Below are 17,865 nucleotides of genomic sequence, written 5' to 3' on the forward strand. Positions count from 1 at the left end.
TTCTATAAATCGAACGAATCGTTCATCTTGAAAAACGATCTTGATGCGTTCATTATAATGGAAACACGTTCGATATGGCTAAAATTGTATGAAGCATCACCTCTCCTGTCTTAAAGGCGACACGATAAAAGCAATCATCCTGGTGTGCCTGGCGGTAGGCGTTGTCGGGATGTCCTACGGCTCGCTGGCGATGGCGTATGGTTTCCCGGTCTGGGTGCCGTTTGTGCTCTCTATCACCGTGCTGGCGGGCGCGTCTGAATTTATGTTTATCGGCATTGTGGCCAGTGGCGGTAATCCGCTGGCGGCTGCCGCTGCGGGCTTACTGGTCAACGCGCGCCATGTCCCGTTTGGCGTAACAGTGCGTGAACTGGTGGGTAAGCGCGGCCTCAGCCTGCTCGGCTGCCACATCATGAACGATGAAAGTGTGGTGTTTGGCCTGTCGCAAAAAACGCCTGAACAACGAAAAGCCGCCTACTGGTTGTGCGGCCTTGGCGTGGCGCTCATCTGGCCGCTTGGCGCGTTGCTGGGGGCGATGGTGGGCAAACTCTTACCCGCACCGGAAACCATCGGGCTGGACGCCGTGTTCCCGGCCATTTTACTGGCGCTGGTGGTTCCGGCATTTAAAAACCGTACCACGCTTATCCGCGCCTGTAGCGGTGCGGTGTTGTCACTGGCCGCTGTGCCATTTGCGCCGGTCGGTTTGCCGGTGCTTCTTTCTTTACTGGGCCTGGCGGCGAGGAAAAAATAATGGGAAACATGACATTCTTTATTCTGGGTATCGCCATCTTATCGGCAGGGACGTATCTGATGCGTCTTGGCGGGGCAAAACTGGGCAGCCGGCTGGCGCTGTCAGAGCGTTCACAGGCGCTGCTGTCTGATGCAGCAACAGTCTTACTCTTCTCCGTGGCGCTGGCGACCACCTTTTATGAAGGGGAACACTTTGCGGGAATGGCGCGCGTTCTGGGCGTGGCGTTTGCCGTATTCCTTGCCTGGCGCAAAATGCCATTAATTGTGGTGATCGTTGCGGCTGCGGTGGTGACAGCGCTGCTGCGCCTGGCGGGGATCCAATAAAAAAAGCGCCCCGGGGGCGCTCTTTCGACGGTAAAGCGGGATTATTTGTTCAGTTCAGCCGTCATGTGTACGCGGTTACCCGAGAATGCCTGAGTAATTTTATAAGATGACGCGCCAGCTTCCTGAGCCTGTGCTGCGATTTTCGCTTCTGCGCCGTCAATGGTAGAGGCGGTTGCGGTAACAGTCTGTGCAGCGAAAGAACCGAAAGAAGTAGCCAGAGCGATTACTGCGACAAAAGTTTTGATGCTTTTCATGATGTAAACCCTTTCATTTAGTTGTTTAGGTAAGGCGCCGTGCCTTGATGAGATAAATACTAGACCTCATCACGAACAACTAAAAGCGGAAGGATTTGCTAATATCATTCAAAATTACTGATCAACAATTAACCGCTGAGGATGGGTATAAATCGTCGCCCTTCCCGGCTTACAGAATCCGACCAGCGTCAGGTTACAGCGCTCTGCCACTTCCACAGCCAGCGTGGTCGCCGCTGACACCGCGAACAGAATTTCAATGCCACACATCGCCGACTTCTGCACCATCTCATAGCTGGCCCGGCTGGACACCAGCGCTGCACCCTGTTTCCAGATATCGCTCTCGCGCGCCCGGCGGCCCAGCAGTTTATCCAGTGCCACATGGCGACCCACATCCTCATGCCCACCAGCAATTTTACCTGATGGCAGCACCCAGGCCGCGGCGTGTGTACACCCGCTCAACTGGCCAATGGGCTGGACATCGTTCAGGTGCTCAAGAGCGTTATCGAGATACGCCAGGTTAAATGTCTGGGTAAACGGCAGCGGGGATATCGGTTTGCCAATATCGTTAAGCTGCTCAACGCCGCAGACTCCGCAGCCTGTGCGGCCTGCCAGTGCGCGACGGCGCTCTTTCAGCCCCATAAAGCGGCGACTGGAAAGCTCGATTTGCACTTCAAGGCCATTACAGGCCTGAACCACGTCCATGCCGTAGATATCCTGCGGGTGCTCAATGATGCCTTCCGAAAGGGAAAAGCCGATGGCGAACAGGTCGAGATCTTTGGGCGAGGCCATCATCACAACGTGCGAGATACCGTTGTAGACCAGGGCAACAGGGACTTCCTCCGCCAGAAAATCGGGAGTGACGCGGGTAATGTGGGGCGGTCTGTGTACCGACAGTTCCACAATGCCCGCAGGCAGTGGCGACGCGTGGGTAGCACTGTTTTGTTTAGACACAACGGTATTCCTGAACAACCACAGAAGCAGGTCTGCTATTGCAGCATAAACGGCAGACCTTACGCATAGTATGGATCAACTTTTCAGCACCCATCCTCATCAAGTTTACCTACTCATTCAGGAGGGGGGCAACCAAAGCCATGATACACCCCTTTAACATGGGTGGCCGATAATGTGATTAATATCACACTTTATAATCAATACAGTGATAATACGTTCACTTTGTATTAACGCAGTTCAAACAGGCTTACCAACATTGTGGTATTCTGATGATATCCCTCGCGGAATTGAGGGATTAACTCAAATTTTCTTCTTTGCGGGCAAAAAACGACCGCGAAGTTAAGACTCTATAAGTAAGCAATGTCGAAACAAGGAGTGACCCATGCAGGTCAGCAGAAGGCAGTTCTTTAAGATCTGCGCTGGCGGTATGGCAGGCACCACGGCAGCGGCACTGGGCTTTGCGCCCGGTGTAGCGCTGGCGGAAACGCGGCAGTACAAACTGCTGCGTACCCGTGAAACCCGTAATACCTGTACGTACTGCTCTGTCGGTTGCGGGCTGTTGATGTATAGCCTCGGCGACGGTGCGAAAAACGCCAAAGCGTCTATCTTCCACATCGAAGGCGATCCGGATCATCCGGTCAACCGCGGTGCGCTGTGCCCGAAAGGCGCAGGTCTGGTGGACTTTATCCACTCAGAAAGCCGCCTGAAATTCCCCGAATACCGCGCTCCAGGCTCCGACAAATGGCAGCAAATCAGCTGGGATGATGCGTTTGACCGCATCGCGAAACTGATTAAAGAAGACCGCGATGCCAACTTCATCGACAAGAACGCCGACGGCGTAACGGTGAACCGCTGGCTCTCTACCGGGATGCTGTGTGCCTCTGCTTCCAGCAACGAAACCGGTTATTTAACCCAGAAATTTACGCGTGCACTCGGTATGCTCGCGGTCGACAACCAGGCGCGTGTCTGACACGGACCAACGGTAGCAAGTCTTGCTCCAACATTTGGTCGCGGTGCGATGACCAACCACTGGGTCGACATCAAGAACGCCAACCTCATCGTGGTGATGGGCGGTAACGCCGCTGAAGCGCACCCTGTCGGGTTCCGCTGGGCGATGGAAGCCAAAATCCACAACGGCGCAAAATTGATTGTTATCGATCCCCGCTTTACGCGTACTGCGTCAGTGGCGGATTTCTACACCCCTATTCGTTCAGGTACTGACATCACTTTCCTGTCAGGCGTATTGCTGTACCTGATGACTAACGAAAAATATAACCGCGAATACACCGAAGCCTATACCAACGCCAGCCTGATCGTGCGCGAGGATTATCACTTCGAAGATGGCCTGTTCAGCGGTTATGACGCCGAAAAACGCAAGTACGACAAAACCAGCTGGAACTACGAGCTGGATGAGAAAGGCTTTGCGAAGCGCGACACCACGCTGCAACACCCGCGCTGCGTGTGGAACCTGCTGAAAGAGCACGTTTCCCGCTACACGCCGGATGTGGTTGAAAACATCTGCGGTACGCCGAAGGCGGACTTCCTGAAAGTCTGTGAGCTTATCGCCGAAACCAGCGCGAAAGATAAAACTGCGTCGTTCCTGTATGCACTCGGCTGGACGCAACACTCCATCGGTGCGCAGAACATCCGTACTATGGCGATGGTGCAGTTGCTGCTCGGTAACATGGGGATGGCAGGCGGCGGCGTAAACGCCCTGCGCGGTCACTCCAACATCCAGGGTCTGACCGACCTCGGCCTGCTGTCTCAGAGCTTGACGGGTTATATGAACCTGCCAAGCGAGAAACAGCCTGACCTGCAAACCTATCTGACCGCCAGCACACCAAAACCGCTGCTGGAAGGCCAGGTGAACTACTGGGGCAACTATCCGAAGTTCTTCGTCTCGATGATGAAAGCGTTCTTCGGCGACAAAGCAACGGCTGAAAACAGCTGGGGCTATGACTGGCTGCCGAAGTGGGACAAAGGTTACGACGTTCTTCAGTACTTCGAGATGATGAACCAGGGCAAGGTCAACGGCTATCTGTGCCAGGGCTTTAACCCGGTTGCCTCGTTCCCGAACAAGAACAAGGTTGTCGCATCCCTGTCAAAACTGAAGTTCCTGGTAACGATTGACCCGCTCAATACCGAAACCTCGACCTTCTGGCAGAACCACGGTGAATCGAACGATGTCGATCCATCGAAGATTCAGACCGAGGTGTTCCGTCTGCCATCAACCTGCTTCGCGGAAGAGAACGGCTCTATCGTTAACTCCGGGCGCTGGTTGCAGTGGCACTGGAAAGGCGCAGACGCCCCGGGGCTTGCCATGAACGATGGCGAGATCCTGGCTGGCATCTTCTTACGCCTGCGTAAAATGTACGCAGCCGAAGGCGGCGCCAATCCGGAACCGGTTCTGAACATGTCCTGGAACTACTCAACGCCGGAAAATCCATCTGCGGAAGAAGTGGCGATGGAAAGTAACGGTAAGGCGCTGGCGGATGTTATCGACCCGGCTACCGGTGCGGTTCTGGCGAAGAAAGGCGAACAGCTCAGCACCTTCGCACACCTGCGTGATGACGGTACAACATCCAGCGGTTGCTGGATCTTCGCCGGTAGCTGGACGCCGAAAGGCAACCAGATGGCCAACCGCGATAATGCCGACCCATCGGGTCTGGGTAATACGCTGGGCTGGGCATGGGCATGGCCGCTTAACCGCCGCATTCTGTACAACCGCGCTTCCGCAGACCCGCAGGGTAACCCGTGGGATCCGAAGCGTCAGCTTCTGAAGTGGGACGGTGCGAAGTGGGGCGGCGTGGATATTCCGGACTACAGCACTGCCGCACCTGGCAGCGATGTTGGGCCGTTTATCATGCAGCCTGAAGGGATGGGACGTCTGTTTGCTATCGATAAGATGGCGGAAGGGCCGTTCCCGGAACACTACGAGCCGTTTGAAACGCCGCTGGGTACCAACCCGCTGCACCCGAACGTGGTCTCTAACCCGGCAGCCCGTATCTTCAAGGGCGATTTCGAAGCGCTGGGTAAAAAAGACAAGTTCCCGTATGTGGGTACAACCTATCGTCTGACCGAACACTTCCACTACTGGACCAAGCACGCGCTGCTTAACGCCATCGCGCAGCCGGAACAGTTTGTGGAGATCGGAGAGAAGCTGGCGAACAAGCTCGGCATTGCCCACGGCGATACCGTGAAAGTCTCCTCTAACCGTGGCTATATCAAGGCCAAGGCAGTGGTGACCAAGCGTATTCGCACGCTGAACGTTCACGGTCAGCAGGTGGACACCATTGGTATTCCTATCCACTGGGGTTACGAGGGCGTGGCGAAGAAAGGGTTTATTGCTAACACCCTGACGCCGTTCGTCGGTGATGCGAACACGCAGACGCCGGAGTTTAAGGCTTTCCTCGTGAACGTGGAAAAGGTGTAACGGAGACGACTTATGGCTTATCAATCGCAAGACATTATTCGTCGTTCCGCGACTAATGGTTTCACTCCCGCGCCTCAGGCGCGGGACCACCAGCAGGAAGTGGCGAAGCTTATCGACGTGACCACCTGTATCGGCTGTAAAGCCTGTCAGGTGGCCTGTTCGGAGTGGAACGACATCCGTGATGAAGTCGGTCACAACGTCGGGGTGTACGACAACCCGGCGGACCTGACCGCCAAGTCCTGGACGGTAATGCGTTTCTCGGAAGTGGAGCAGAACGACAAACTGGAATGGCTTATCCGCAAAGACGGCTGTATGCACTGTGCGGATCCGGGCTGCCTGAAGGCGTGTCCGTCAGAAGGCGCTATCATTCAGTATGCCAACGGTATCGTCGACTTCCAGTCTGAGCAGTGCATTGGCTGCGGCTACTGCATTGCCGGCTGCCCGTTCGACGTGCCGCGACTGAACCCGGAAGACAACCGCGTCTACAAATGTACGTTGTGTGTTGACCGCGTAAACGTCGGCCAGGAGCCAGCCTGCGTGAAGACCTGCCCAACCGGCGCTATCCACTTTGGTTCCAAAGAGGATATGAAAACGCTGGCAGCAGAACGCGTGGGCGAGCTGAAAACCCGTGGTTACGACAACGCAGGCCTGTACGATCCGGCCGGGGTTGGCGGTACGCACGTGATGTACGTGCTGCACCACGCCGACAAGCCGAATCTGTATCACGGCCTGCCGGAGAACCCGGAAATCAGCGCGACCGTTAAGTTCTGGAAAGGCATATGGAAACCGCTGGCAGCGGTCGGTTTTGCTGCCACCTTCGCGGCAAGCATCTTCCACTACGTCGGTGTCGGCCCGAACCGCGCGGAAGAGGAAGACGACAACCTGCATGAAGAGAAAGACGAGGTGCGCAAATGAGAAAACGTGACACCATCGTGCGCTATACCGCGCCGGAGCGAATCAACCACTGGGTCACCGCCTTCTGCTTCATGCTGGCGGCGATAAGCGGGCTGGGATTCTTCTTCCCGTCCTTCAACTGGCTGATGCAGATCATGGGGACACCACAGCTGGCGCGTATACTGCACCCGTTTGTTGGCGTCATCATGTTCGCGTCGTTCATCATCATGTTTTTCCGATACTGGCACCATAACCTAATCAATCGGGATGATATCTTTTGGGCGAAGAATATTCGTAAGATCGTCGTCAACGAGGAAGTGGGTGATACCGGGCGTTATAACTTCGGCCAGAAATGCGTATTCTGGGCGGCGATTATCTTCCTGGTGCTGTTGCTGGTGAGCGGTGTGATCATCTGGCGTCCGTATTTTGCGCCTGCTTTCTCAATCCCGGTGATCCGATTTGCGCTGATGCTGCATTCATTTGCCGCAGTGGCGTTAATTGTGGTTATCATGGTGCATATTTACGCCGCCCTTTGGGTGAAAGGCACCATTACCGCGATGGTGGAAGGATGGGTAACCAGTACGTGGGCGAAGAAACACCACCCGCGCTGGTACCGTGAGGTCCGCCAGAAACAGGAAAAGTCATCTGAATGAGTATTCGCATAATCCCGCAAGATGAGCTGGGTTCGAGCGAAAAACGTACGGCGGAATATATTCCGCCGTTGTTATTCCCCAGACTCAAGAACCTCTATAACCGCCGCGCAGAGCGTCTGCGCGAGCTGGCAGAGAACAATCCTCTGGGCGACTTTTTGCGCTTTGCCGCGCTGATTGCCCACGCACAGGAAGTGGTGCTGTACGACCACCCTCTGCAAATGGATCTCACCGCGCGCATCAAAGAAGCCAATGAGCAGGGTAAACCGCCATTAGATATCCACGTGTTGCCGCGCGACAAACACTGGCACAAGCTGCTGCATTCGCTGATTGCCGAGCTGAAGCCGGAGATGAGCGGCACTGCGCTGGCAGTGATCGAGAACCTGGAAAAAGCGTCTGACATGGAGCTGGAAGAGATGGCGAGCGCGCTGTTTGCTTCCGACTTTACGCTTGTCAGCAGCGATAAAGCCCCGTTTATCTGGGCTGCGCTGTCGCTTTACTGGGCGCAAATGGCCAGCCTGATCCCAGGTAAAGCCCGCGCCGAATATGGTGAAGCACGTCAGTTCTGCCCGGTGTGCGGTTCAATGCCGGTTTCCAGCATGGTGCAGATCGGTACGACCCAGGGGCTGCGCTACCTGCACTGCAACCTGTGCGAAACCGAATGGCACGTGGTGCGCGTGAAGTGCAGCAACTGCGAGCAGACCCGCGATCTGAACTACTGGTCGCTGGAAAACGAAGAAGCGGCAGTAAAAGCCGAAAGCTGCGGCGACTGCGGCACTTACCTGAAGATCCTGTATCAGGAAAAAGACCCGAAAGTCGAAGCGGTTGCCGACGATCTCGCCTCGCTGATTCTGGACGCAAAAATGGAGCAAGAGGGCTTTGCCCGTAGCTCTATCAACCCGTTCCTGTTCCCGGGTGAAGGGGAGTAGTCTCCATTTTAGCCCGGTAAGCTATTTTGCCGCCGGGCTAACTAATGCGAGAGCGCAGGGATAACATGTTGAGGGTCATTGGCAATTGCACGCAGCAGTGCTTTAGCCGGTCCTGTGGGTGAACGTCTCCCTTGTTCCCAATTGCGTAAGGTATCGACGCTGACAGAAATTAAATTTGCAAATTTACTCTGTGACAATCCCGACGCCTGACGGATTTCTTTAATTTTCATCGCATCAATTTGAAACGTCCGCGACGGATCGCGTCTGCCCTCGGCAATTTCATTCATTTGGGCCATGCTTTGGGTTAACCGCTCAAACAGCGCTTTGTCCATTTACCACCTCTCAATAATCTTTTTCAGTACGGCTTTCTCAGTTGCCGACAGATCATCTTTGATTCCTTTGCGATAGATAAGCAGCAACCTACTTTCAAACTCACGCGTACGATGAAAATAGATGACCCGGACCCCACCACGCTTTCCCTTACCTCCAGCAAGCCAACGAATCTTTCGCAAGCCTCCTGTATTCTGGATCAGATCGCCATAATCAGGTTGCATAGCCAGGAATACCTGAAGTTTACGGTATTCATCGTCATCCAATAACAATTTGACGTCTTCAGTGAAAATTTCCGTTTCAATGAACAGCATAAAATATACGCCATTGGCTTATAGTAACAAACTCCCAATGTACGTCAATGACGTACCCCTCCCTTTTTACGTTATTAAGATAAAGTGAAAAAATCCACGCTTACCACGAGTGACATTTAGCCTTTGCGAACCGCTTTCCAGAATCGATTTCCCATGTAAATCCTCTATTTTCTTCCGCGATAACCCAGGTTATAACACTGTATATCCATACAGAAAAAGGCATTCACATGGCACTGGAAAAGGGTATAGATAAACTGGTTCAGGATTTTATTGCCGCAGGAAGGCCCGCTTCGAGTAGCCAGAGTATTGATGACCGGAGGGCGGGATATCTCGCCAGTACGGTGCTCGCCGGGGAGACAGAAACGCGCATAACGGTTGAAAAACTTGAACGTGAAGGTATGACTTTCCAGGTCTACTCACCACGTAACGCGGCCGAATTACTGCCCGCCGTTATTTATTATCACGGTGGTTGTTTTATTAGCGGCGGGTTTGAAACGCATGACCACCAGCTCCGCCAGCTGGCGTATTACGGTAACTGTCGCGTGATTGCCATAAAATACAGGTTGGCGCCAGAACATACCTTTCCGGCAGCACATGATGATGCGGAAAAAGGGGCAAACCTGGTACGGAAGTACGCGGATACGTTTGGGGTGGATACAAACCGGATCACCCTCTGCGGAGACAGTGCAGGTGGCCATCTGGCACTGGTGACGTCACTACGGCTCAAGAAGGCCGGAGTCTGGTTACCCGCACAGCTGATTCTTATCTACCCCATGCTTGATGCTACCGCCAGGTCCGAAAGCTACACCCGCAATGGCATGGATTATGTCATCACCCGCGATACGCTGTTGAGCGGCTTTGAAATGTATCTGGCCGAAACCGAAAAACTTCATCCTGAAGCCAGCCCGCTATGGCGAGAAGATTTGAACGGTCTGCCGCCTGTACACATTATTACTGCCGAATTTGATCCGCTATGCGATGAGGGAGAGACACTCTATCAATATCTGACAGAACAAGGCGTGGTGTGTACGGCTCAGAGCTGGTTGGGCGTGATCCACGGCTTCTACCAGCTTGGCGGTATCAGCCAGTCAGCACGGGAAGTCATACAAGATATCGCACGGCGAATTAATCCAGCCCGGCAATAAACCGGGCTGAATGAAGTTACTCTTCCTCGTTCCCACCCTCTTCATACGCGCCAAACGGCTTCGCAGGGAGAACGATGTAAGTACCTTCAAATACCGCACCCGATGTTTCGTCACCAAAAAGCTCAACCTGCATCTGCACGCGGGCTTTGCGGCCACGTGCCAGGCGGTCAAGGTCGCCACCGAGCGAACCCAGATCGGCAACGGCACTTGGCTTGCCGCTTATCGGTGCGCTATAGCGAATGTGGGCATCAGCAAGAATGATGGTGCCACCAAGATGGCGCTCGCGCAGCATCAGCCAGATAAGCCCCCAGCCAGTGAGCGTGGCCAGCGAGAAAAGGCTGCCAGCAAACAGCGTGTGGTGCGGATTCTGATTGCCGATTTCCGGCATCGTGGTGATGAATTTTTGCCCCGTATATTGCTGGATACGGACACCCATTTTTTCACTCAGAGGGATGTGCTGATACCAGGCCTGTTGAAGCTGCCCGCACCAGTCTGCACGATGCAAAATATCATCCAGCGTGGCAACGGGTTTAATCATCAGGAAATGGCGAACCGGGGTGGTTTGTGGTGTCGTGATTTCACCCTGGTTAACAAAACCCAGCTTAGCGAAAAACTCCACGGCATCTTCACGGGCGCTACAGGTCACGCGCTTTACGCCTTCCTGACGGGCGACGGACTCCAGCGTCATCGCCATCAGCGTGCCCAGACCTTTATCCTGTACTGAAGGATGCACTGCCATAAAACGAATGGAGGCTTCATTATCGGCGTTAATGTACAAACGCCCAACGGCGACGAGGTTACCCTCTTCATCCACCACCATCTGGTGATGCGCCATTGCATCCCAGGCGTCACGTTCAGAGCCCTGAGGCTGATGTAATGGCTTACGCAGCATTTCCCAGCGGAAATGGTAGTAAACGTCTAACTCTTCTTCTGTTTGCGGTACTCGAAGGTGATACATAGCTGTACTCTCTCTTGTTACCCGCGGCCACGCCGCCAGCTGGCTCATACCTGGAGCCAGAAAGTGACGGGGCCATCGTTCACCAGCGAAACCTGCATATCCGCAGCGAATCGTCCGGTTTGCGTATTCATTTCCTGTTGGCGACAACGCTCAACAAAGTACTCATAAAGCGCTTCTGCACGATCCGGTGCTGCTCCTTTGGAGAACCCCGGGCGCATTCCGCGCTCGGTGTCCGCAGCAAGCGTAAATTGCGACACCACCAGCACGCTGCCTCCCGCCTGCTGGACATTGAGATTCATCTTCCCTTCTGCATCGCTAAAGATGCGGTAGCCCAGCACACGCTCACACAAGCGGTTGGCTTTTTGTTCGTCATCTTCCTTTTCGACACCTAACAACACTAAAAGTCCTGGGCCAATTTCACCCGTCACCTCTCCCTCCACGGTGACGCTGGCACGGGTTACGCGCTGTATCAATGCAATCATGGTTGGTCTGCTTCTTGTTGTTTTTCAGCTTCTGCTGCTTTTTTGAGTTCTCGATATATCCCGAGAGTGACAGTTATTTCGGCGCCAAGCAAGACGATACACCAGGTCCAGTACACCCAGACAAACAAAATGGGGATCACCGCCAGCACACCGTAGATCAGCTGATAAGACGGGAACATGGTGATATAGAGAGCAAATCCTTTTTTCCCCAGTTCAAAAAGCACTGCCGCCACCAGCGCGCCTAACACGGCATCGCGATTGGGTACGCGTGTGGTCGGAACCACGCTGTATAGCAGCCAGAACGAGAGCCAGGACAATATCAGCGGGAAAAGCCGCAGCGCATTGTCGATAACGCCATTTAGCTCACTGGCCCAACGCAACGAGAGCAGATACGAGCTTATCGCCAGGCTTGCCCCCGCGAGCAGCGGCCCAAGTGTCAAAATCATCCAGTAAACGGCAAAAGAGTACACTCTGGGTCGAATCCGCTTACTGCGCCAGATAGTGTTCAGCGCACTATCAATGGCATACATCAGCAGTAACGCCGTCACGATCAACCCGCAGGCCCCAACGGCGGTCATCTTGTTGGAATTAGCAACAAACTGCTCGATGTAATTCTGAATCACATCCCCGGTGGCCGGAATAAAGTTAGCAAAGATGAAATGACGCAGCTGTAGGCTCACATCTGCAAACATCGGGAATGCAGAAAAAAGGGCAAAAACAACCGCCACCAGCGGCACTAACGAGAGCAACGACACGTAGGCAAGATTGCCCGCCAGTGTCGTCATGTTGTCCTCATCAATGCGATGCCAGAGAAGTTTCAGCCACGACCTGAGTGGGCGGGTATGGTGAGCGGCTTTTTGATGAACGTTTTTTAGCATAACTGCTTCGCGAAATAGTTGGGTATCGTCTCTTTTCCGGTCACCAGAATTGACGTGATACCTAACTGGTTAGCTCCCTCTATATTATCGGCGTTGTCGTCAAAAAAGACCGCATCCGCCGCTGAGTATCCTTCTGCCTGCAATACAGCCTGATAAATTCGCGCCTCAGGTTTGCGCATTCCCATCTCCTGCGAGAGATAGACGTGATCCGCTGCGGCATTTACCTCAGGGTATTCATCTGGCCAGAATGTCGTGTGCAGACGGTTGGTATTTGACAGGACCACCACACGGTGTCCTTGTTTGCGAAGTTTGTTCATGATGTCGGTGACTTCAGGGCGGATCGCCACAAAGACAGCCTGCCAGCCGTGAGCAAACTGCTCGTAACTTAATGACAGGTCCATTTCGTGACAAAAGCGCTCGGCAAACTCTTCATCACTGATTTCACCGCGCTCATGCTGATGGAAAGTCTCGCTCATCGCGAAGCTCTGTTTTAATGTCGCCAGCGGAACGCGGCTAAAATCGCTCCATGCGCCCAGCACCCGATTAAAATCGATATCGACGATTACATTTCCTAAGTCAAAGATATAAAGCATGTTTATCTCCTTTTCGCCGTGGAAAAGTAACTGTAGCGGGAAAGATAAGCTTTGGCTATGAACTGCGACATAACGCAGAAAAAGAAAAACCCCGCCACAAAGGACGGGGTTTTGCAGACTAAAAGAAGCGTGAATTAGTCTTCTTTCGGACCGCGCATCGCACGTTTACGATCGTTCTCGGTCAGGTGACGTTTACGGATACGAATTGACTGTGGAGTCACTTCTACCAGTTCGTCATCATCGATGAATTCCAGAGCTTGCTCCAGGGTCATCTTGACTGGTGGAACCAGAACCGTTGCTTCGTCAGTACCTGACGCACGCATGTTGGTCAGTTTCTTACCGGTCAGGCAGTTTACAGTCAGGTCGTTAGAACGACTGTGAATACCGATGATCTGGCCTTCGTAAACTTCAGCACCGTGACCCAGGAACAGCTTACCGCGGTCCTGCAGGCTGAACAGTGCAAACGCAACCGCTTTACCCTGACCGTTGGAGATCAGAACGCCGTTGTTACGCTGGCCCACGTCGCCTGGACGAACGTCGTCGTAGTGGCTGAAGGTGGAGTACAGCAGACCAGTACCAGAAGTCATGGTCATGAACTCTGAACGGAAGCCGATCAGACCGCGGCTTGGGATCACGTAGTCGAGACGTACGCGGCCTTTGCCATCTGGATTCATGTTTTTCAGGTCGCCTTTACGCTCACCCAGAGCCTGCATCACAGAACCCTGATGCTGCTCTTCAACGTCCAGCGTCACGTTTTCGAACGGCTCTTGTTTACGGCCATCGATTTCGCGGAAGATAACTTTCGGACGGGAAACCGCCATTTCGAAACCTTCACGACGCATGTTTTCGATCAGAACAGACAGGTGCAGCTCACCACGACCAGAAACGCGGAATGCGTCTGCATCCGGAGTTTCTTCAACGCGCAGCGCAACGTTGTGCACCAGCTCTTTGTTCAGGCGGTCAAGGATCTGACGAGAGGTAACGAACTTACCTTCTTTACCACAGAACGGAGAGGTGTTGACGTTGAAGAACATGGAAACGGTTGGTTCATCAACAGACAGTGCTGGCAGCGCTTCAACGTTCTGCGGATCGCAGATGGTGTCGGAGATGTTCAGCTCACCCAGACCGGTGATGGCGATGATGTCGCCAGCTTCAGCAACGTCACTCTCGATACGCTCAAGACCCAGGTGAGTCAGTACTTTACCGACTTTACCGTTACGGGTTTTGCCTTCGCTATCGATGATAGTCACCTGCTGGTTAGGCTTAACTTTACCGCGCTTGATACGACCAATGCCGATTACGCCAACATAGTTGTTGTAGTCGAGCTGAGAGATCTGCATCTGCAGGGTACCGTCGAGATCAACGTTTGGTGCAGGAACACGGTCAACAATCGCCTGGTACAGCGGGGTCATGTCTTCAGCCATGTCTTCATGGTCCAGACCTGCGATACCGTTCAGCGCAGAAGCGTAAACGATAGGGAAGTCCAGCTGCTCGTCGGTCGCGTCGAGGTTTACGAACAGGTCGAATACCTGGTCAACAACCCAGTCAGGACGCGCGCCAGGACGGTCAACTTTGTTAATTACAACGATTGGCTTCAGACCGTGGGCAAATGCCTTTTTGGTCACGAAGCGCGTCTGCGGCATTGGGCCATCCATTGCGTCAACGACCAGCAGAACGGAGTCTACCATGGACATTACACGTTCAACTTCACCACCGAAGTCGGCGTGCCCTGGGGTATCAACGATGTTGATACGGTAGTCATTCCATTTAATCGCGGTGTTTTTCGCGAGGATGGTAATCCCACGCTCTTTCTCCAAATCGTTGGAGTCCATCACGCGTTCTTGGGTTTCGGCACGAGCATCAAACGTACCGGATTGCTGCAGCAGCTTATCAACCAGGGTAGTTTTACCATGGTCAACGTGCGCGATGATGGCGATGTTACGCAAATTTTCGATCACAACTTTGCCTCAGGCATTTAGAAATAGCGCGTTATTGTACACGGATTAATCGCACTACAAAACAGGATCACAAACATCCCCCGCAAACAAGTATTGCAGAGATGCTTTGTGATCGCTTTCACGGAGCGGTAAAAGGGCTCTTTAACGTAAATTGCACCAATATGGTGCTCAATGTTCACATTGAAGCACTATACTGGTGCAACAAATCCATTGTGGTGCAGCCCTTTTGCACTATGGTGCGCATGATAACGCCTTTTTGGGGTGTTTTAAAAGTTGGCACAGATTTCGCTTTATAAAAAACATGGCAACACAGCCAGTACAAGACAGAAATTGAAGACCTCGTTACCACGACGACAATGACCAATCTGGAGAGTTAAGTATGTCCGCTGAACACGTTTTGACGATGCTGAACGAACATGAAGTGAAGTTTGTTGATCTGCGCTTCACCGATACCAAAGGTAAAGAACAGCACGTCACTATTCCTGCTCATCAGGTGAACGCCGAATTCTTTGAAGAAGGCAAAATGTTTGACGGCTCCTCCATTGGTGGCTGGAAAGGCATTAACGAATCCGACATGGTTCTGATGCCGGACGCTACTACTGCGCTCATTGACCCGTTCTTCGAAGAGCCAACTCTGATCATCCGTTGCGATATCCTCGAGCCAGGTACACTGCAAGGTTACGACCGTGACCCACGCTCTATCGCTAAGCGCGCAGAAGAGTACCTGCGTTCTACCGGCATCGCAGACACCGTTCTGTTCGGGCCAGAGCCAGAATTCTTCCTGTTCGACGACATCCGTTTTGGTGCTTCAATTTCTGGTTCCCACGTTGCTATCGATGACATCGAAGGCGCATGGAACTCCTCCACCAAATACGAAGGTGGCAACAAAGGTCACCGTCCAGGCGTGAAAGGCGGTTACTTCCCGGTTCCTCCGGTCGATTCTTCACAGGACATCCGTTCTACCATGTGTCTGATCATGGAAGAGATGGGCCTGGTTGTTGAAGCTCATCACCACGAAGTGGCAACTGCTGGCCAGAACGAAATCGCAACCCGCTTCAACACCATGACCAAAAAAGCGGATGAGATTCAGATCTACAAATACGTTGTGCACAACGTTGCGCACCGTTTCGGTAAAACCGCGACCTTCATGCCAAAACCAATGTTTGGCGACAACGGTTCCGGTATGCACTGCCACATGTCTCTGTCCAAGAACGGTACCAACCTGTTCTCTGGCGACAAATATGCGGGTCTGTCTGAGCAGGCGCTGCACTACATCGGTGGTGTTATCAAACACGCTAAAGCGATCAACGCCCTGGCGAACCCAACTACCAACTCCTACAAGCGTCTGGTCCCAGGCTATGAAGCTCCAGTAATGCTGGCTTACTCTGCCCGTAACCGTTCTGCTTCTATCCGTATCCCAGTGGTTGCGTCTCCGAAAGCGCGTCGTATCGAAGTTCGCTTCCCGGACCCGGCGGCTAACCCATACCTGTGCTTCGCAGCTCTGCTGATGGCTGGTCTTGACGGTATCAAGAACAAGATCCACCCAGGCGAAGCAATGGACAAAAACCTGTACGACCTGCCGCCAGAAGAAGCGAAAGAGATCCCACAGGTTGCCGGTTCTCTGGAAGAAGCACTGCAAGCGCTGGACGCAGACCGCGAGTTCCTGACTGCGGGTGGTGTGTTCACTGATGAAGCTATCGATGCTTACATCGCGCTGCGTATCGAAGAGAACGACCGCGTGCGTATGACTCCGCACCCAGTTGAATTCGAACTGTACTACAGCGTTTAAGTTTTAACGGGTTTCGCGCGACCTTTTCCGCGCGAATCCGAAAGCTGTTTTTTTGTTGCCGTGGAAACTTTCAGCCCATCTTCGGATGGGCTTTTTTCTCCACCAACAAACTGATCTCACGCGCTTTTTACGCCGAAAAAGCTATACTGCACTAAATTAGTGCAAACAACTCCAGGAGACTGCTGAATGGCAACTGGCACGCTGCCCGATGCTGGGCAGATCCTCAATTCTTTAATTAACAGTATCTTGTTGGTCGACGACGAGCTGGCCGTGCATTATGCCAACCCGGCGGCGCAGCAACTGCTTGCCCAGAGCGCACGCAAACTGTTTGGTACACCGCTCCCGGAATTGCTGAGCTACTTTTCACTGAATATTGGCCTGATGCAGGAAAGTTTGCAGGCCGGTCAGGGTTTCACCGATAACGAAGTGACGCTGGTGATAGACGGGCGTTCCCATATTCTTTCGCTGACGGCACAACGCCTGCCTGAGGGGCTTATTCTGCTCGAGATGGCGCCGATGGATAATCAGCGTCGCCTTAGCCAGGAACAGCTCCAACATGCCCAGCAGATCGCTGCCCGGGATTTGGTGCGCGGCCTGGCCCATGAAATCAAAAATCCGCTGGGTGGTTTGCGCGGAGCGGCGCAGCTGTTGACCAAAGCACTCCCCGACCCTGCGCTTGCCGAGTACACCAACGTCATCATTGAACAGGCAGACCGTCTGCGCAATCTGGTCGACAGACTGCTTGGGCCGCAGCAACCGGGAATGCATGTATCCGAAAGCATTCATAAAGTGGCCGAGCGGGTGGTGAAACTCGTGTCGATGGAGCTTCCTGAAAACGTCACGCTGGTGCGCGATTACGATCCAAGCCTGCCAGAACTGGCGCACGATCCTGATCAGATTGAACAGGTTCTTCTGAATATCGTGCGTAATGCCCTTCAGGCGCTGGGGCCTGATGGCGGTGAAATTATTCTGCGTACCCGCACCGCTTTCCAGTTAACACTGCACGGCGTGCGCTACCGACTGGCAGCGAGAATCGACGTTGAGGATAACGGGCCTGGCATCCCATCGCATCTCCAGGACACCTTGTTCTACCCGATGGTGAGCGGCCGCGAAGGCGGTACAGGGCTGGGGTTATCCATTGCCCGTAATTTGATCGATCAACACTCTGGCAAAATTGAATTTACCAGTTGGCCAGGTCATACCGAGTTTTCGGTTTACCTGCCAATTAAAAAATAA

The 17,865-nt window shown here is 53.4% G+C and carries 18 protein-coding genes; 9 read left to right on the plus strand and 9 right to left on the minus strand.

Annotation, left to right across the window (positions count from 1 at the left end; all coding sequences use genetic code 11):
* Positions 1 to 88: 88 nt before the first annotated feature.
* The gene (locus F3J30_RS21495; protein WP_014072380.1) at positions 89 to 748 is read left to right on the plus strand and encodes an AzlC family ABC transporter permease; all 660 of its coding nucleotides are present in this window, start codon (positions 89 to 91) and stop codon (positions 746 to 748) included.
* Positions 748 to 1,071 (plus strand): AzlD domain-containing protein, encoded by a 324-nt coding sequence (locus tag F3J30_RS21500; RefSeq protein WP_014072381.1) that lies wholly within the window; start codon positions 748 to 750, stop codon positions 1,069 to 1,071. Before F3J30_RS21495 ends, F3J30_RS21500 begins: the two co-directional genes overlap by 1 nt.
* A gap of 41 nt (positions 1,072 to 1,112) precedes the next feature.
* Here F3J30_RS21500 and F3J30_RS21505 read toward each other — a convergent pair whose 3' ends face one another.
* Together F3J30_RS21505 and fdhD are read right to left on the minus strand one after the other, a co-directional pair.
* On the minus strand, positions 1,113 to 1,325 hold the full coding sequence (locus F3J30_RS21505) for a DUF1471 domain-containing protein (protein ID WP_014072382.1): 213 nt from the start codon (positions 1,323 to 1,325) through the stop codon (positions 1,113 to 1,115).
* Between the two features lie 114 nt (positions 1,326 to 1,439).
* Positions 1,440 to 2,276, minus strand: coding sequence for a formate dehydrogenase accessory sulfurtransferase FdhD (gene fdhD / locus F3J30_RS21510; RefSeq protein ID WP_166718523.1), 837 nt, complete (start codon positions 2,274 to 2,276; stop codon positions 1,440 to 1,442).
* 382 nt (positions 2,277 to 2,658) lie between these two features.
* On the opposite strand from fdhD, the gene fdnG reads away from it, so the two are divergent.
* From fdnG to fdhE, 4 genes are read left to right on the plus strand one after another with little or no spacing between them, the layout of a single operon-like run.
* Positions 2,659 to 5,709 carry a formate dehydrogenase-N subunit alpha gene (gene fdnG, locus F3J30_RS21515; protein ID WP_088201878.1) on the plus strand — a complete coding sequence of 1,017 codons (3,051 nt, stop codon included), beginning with the start codon at positions 2,659 to 2,661 and terminating at the stop codon, positions 5,707 to 5,709.
* 12 nt (positions 5,710 to 5,721) lie between these two features.
* The gene (gene fdxH / locus F3J30_RS21520; protein WP_014072386.1) at positions 5,722 to 6,624 is read left to right on the plus strand and encodes a formate dehydrogenase subunit beta; all 903 of its coding nucleotides are present in this window, start codon (positions 5,722 to 5,724) and stop codon (positions 6,622 to 6,624) included.
* Positions 6,621 to 7,256: a formate dehydrogenase cytochrome b556 subunit gene (gene fdoI / locus F3J30_RS21525; RefSeq protein ID WP_008501832.1), complete on the plus strand. Its 636-nt coding sequence runs from the start codon at positions 6,621 to 6,623 to the stop codon at positions 7,254 to 7,256. Before fdxH ends, fdoI begins: the two co-directional genes overlap by 4 nt.
* Complete coding sequence (gene fdhE, locus F3J30_RS21530; RefSeq protein ID WP_014072388.1) at positions 7,253 to 8,182, plus strand: formate dehydrogenase accessory protein FdhE; 930 nt, start codon at positions 7,253 to 7,255, stop codon at positions 8,180 to 8,182. The genes fdoI and fdhE overlap by 4 nt, the downstream gene beginning before the upstream one ends.
* Positions 8,183 to 8,223: 41 nt before the next feature.
* Here fdhE and nadS read toward each other — a convergent pair whose 3' ends face one another.
* Together nadS and F3J30_RS21540 are read right to left on the minus strand one after the other, a co-directional pair.
* Positions 8,224 to 8,514, minus strand: coding sequence for a NadS family protein (nadS, locus tag F3J30_RS21535; protein WP_166718524.1), 291 nt, complete (start codon positions 8,512 to 8,514; stop codon positions 8,224 to 8,226).
* Complete coding sequence (locus tag F3J30_RS21540; RefSeq protein WP_166718525.1) at positions 8,515 to 8,826, minus strand: type II toxin-antitoxin system RelE/ParE family toxin; 312 nt, start codon at positions 8,824 to 8,826, stop codon at positions 8,515 to 8,517.
* 227 nt (positions 8,827 to 9,053) lie between these two features.
* Here F3J30_RS21540 and F3J30_RS21545 point away from each other — a divergent pair, with 227 nt between their 5' ends.
* Complete coding sequence (locus F3J30_RS21545) at positions 9,054 to 9,971, plus strand: alpha/beta hydrolase (protein WP_166718526.1); 918 nt, start codon at positions 9,054 to 9,056, stop codon at positions 9,969 to 9,971.
* A 16-nt stretch (positions 9,972 to 9,987) separates the two neighbouring features.
* Here F3J30_RS21545 and fabY read toward each other — a convergent pair whose 3' ends face one another.
* The 5 genes from fabY to typA form a co-directional block, all read right to left on the minus strand.
* Positions 9,988 to 10,929: a fatty acid biosynthesis protein FabY gene (fabY, locus tag F3J30_RS21550; protein ID WP_041162159.1), complete on the minus strand. Its 942-nt coding sequence runs from the start codon at positions 10,927 to 10,929 to the stop codon at positions 9,988 to 9,990.
* A gap of 44 nt (positions 10,930 to 10,973) precedes the next feature.
* Entirely contained in the window at positions 10,974 to 11,411 is a 438-nt protein-coding gene (gene dtd / locus F3J30_RS21555; protein WP_166718527.1) for a D-aminoacyl-tRNA deacylase, read from the minus strand.
* Entirely contained in the window at positions 11,408 to 12,289 is an 882-nt protein-coding gene (locus F3J30_RS21560) for a virulence factor BrkB family protein (RefSeq protein WP_166718528.1), read from the minus strand. The genes dtd and F3J30_RS21560 overlap by 4 nt, the downstream gene beginning before the upstream one ends.
* Positions 12,283 to 12,882, minus strand: a complete 600-nt coding sequence (gene yihX / locus F3J30_RS21565) for a glucose-1-phosphatase (protein ID WP_014072395.1) — start codon at positions 12,880 to 12,882, stop codon at positions 12,283 to 12,285. The genes F3J30_RS21560 and yihX overlap by 7 nt, the downstream gene beginning before the upstream one ends.
* Positions 12,883 to 13,016: 134 nt before the next feature.
* On the minus strand, positions 13,017 to 14,840 hold the full coding sequence (gene typA / locus F3J30_RS21570; protein ID WP_166718529.1) for a ribosome-dependent GTPase TypA: 1,824 nt from the start codon (positions 14,838 to 14,840) through the stop codon (positions 13,017 to 13,019).
* A 379-nt stretch (positions 14,841 to 15,219) separates the two neighbouring features.
* Here typA and glnA point away from each other — a divergent pair, with 379 nt between their 5' ends.
* Both glnA and glnL read left to right on the plus strand, forming a co-directional pair.
* The gene (gene glnA, locus F3J30_RS21575; RefSeq protein WP_014072406.1) at positions 15,220 to 16,629 is read left to right on the plus strand and encodes a glutamate--ammonia ligase; all 1,410 of its coding nucleotides are present in this window, start codon (positions 15,220 to 15,222) and stop codon (positions 16,627 to 16,629) included.
* Positions 16,630 to 16,815: 186 nt separating this feature from the next.
* The gene (glnL, locus tag F3J30_RS21580) at positions 16,816 to 17,865 is read left to right on the plus strand and encodes a nitrogen regulation protein NR(II) (protein ID WP_014072407.1); all 1,050 of its coding nucleotides are present in this window, start codon (positions 16,816 to 16,818) and stop codon (positions 17,863 to 17,865) included.

The sequence above is a fragment of the Enterobacter sp. Tr-810 genome (assembly GCF_011752765.1).
Lineage (GTDB): Bacteria > Pseudomonadota > Gammaproteobacteria > Enterobacterales > Enterobacteriaceae > Enterobacter > Enterobacter soli.

Coding starts and splice junctions, on each gene's coding strand:
- F3J30_RS21495 (WP_014072380.1), top strand. CDS start 89: ATGAAGCATCACCTCTCCTGTCTTAAAGGCGACACGATAAAAGCAATC.
- F3J30_RS21500 (WP_014072381.1), top strand. CDS start 748: ATGGGAAACATGACATTCTTTATTCTGGGTATCGCCATCTTATCGGCA.
- F3J30_RS21505 (WP_014072382.1), bottom strand. CDS start 1,325: ATGAAAAGCATCAAAACTTTTGTCGCAGTAATCGCTCTGGCTACTTCT.
- fdxH (WP_014072386.1), top strand. CDS start 5,722: ATGGCTTATCAATCGCAAGACATTATTCGTCGTTCCGCGACTAATGGT.
- fdoI (WP_008501832.1), top strand. CDS start 6,621: ATGAGAAAACGTGACACCATCGTGCGCTATACCGCGCCGGAGCGAATC.
- fdhE (WP_014072388.1), top strand. CDS start 7,253: ATGAGTATTCGCATAATCCCGCAAGATGAGCTGGGTTCGAGCGAAAAA.
- nadS (WP_166718524.1), bottom strand. CDS start 8,514: ATGGACAAAGCGCTGTTTGAGCGGTTAACCCAAAGCATGGCCCAAATG.
- F3J30_RS21540 (WP_166718525.1), bottom strand. CDS start 8,826: ATGCTGTTCATTGAAACGGAAATTTTCACTGAAGACGTCAAATTGTTA.
- F3J30_RS21545 (WP_166718526.1), top strand. CDS start 9,054: ATGGCACTGGAAAAGGGTATAGATAAACTGGTTCAGGATTTTATTGCC.
- fabY (WP_041162159.1), bottom strand. CDS start 10,929: ATGTATCACCTTCGAGTACCGCAAACAGAAGAAGAGTTAGACGTTTAC.
- dtd (WP_166718527.1), bottom strand. CDS start 11,411: ATGATTGCATTGATACAGCGCGTAACCCGTGCCAGCGTCACCGTGGAG.
- F3J30_RS21560 (WP_166718528.1), bottom strand. CDS start 12,289: ATGCTAAAAAACGTTCATCAAAAAGCCGCTCACCATACCCGCCCACTC.
- yihX (WP_014072395.1), bottom strand. CDS start 12,882: ATGCTTTATATCTTTGACTTAGGAAATGTAATCGTCGATATCGATTTT.
- glnA (WP_014072406.1), top strand. CDS start 15,220: ATGTCCGCTGAACACGTTTTGACGATGCTGAACGAACATGAAGTGAAG.
- glnL (WP_014072407.1), top strand. CDS start 16,816: ATGGCAACTGGCACGCTGCCCGATGCTGGGCAGATCCTCAATTCTTTA.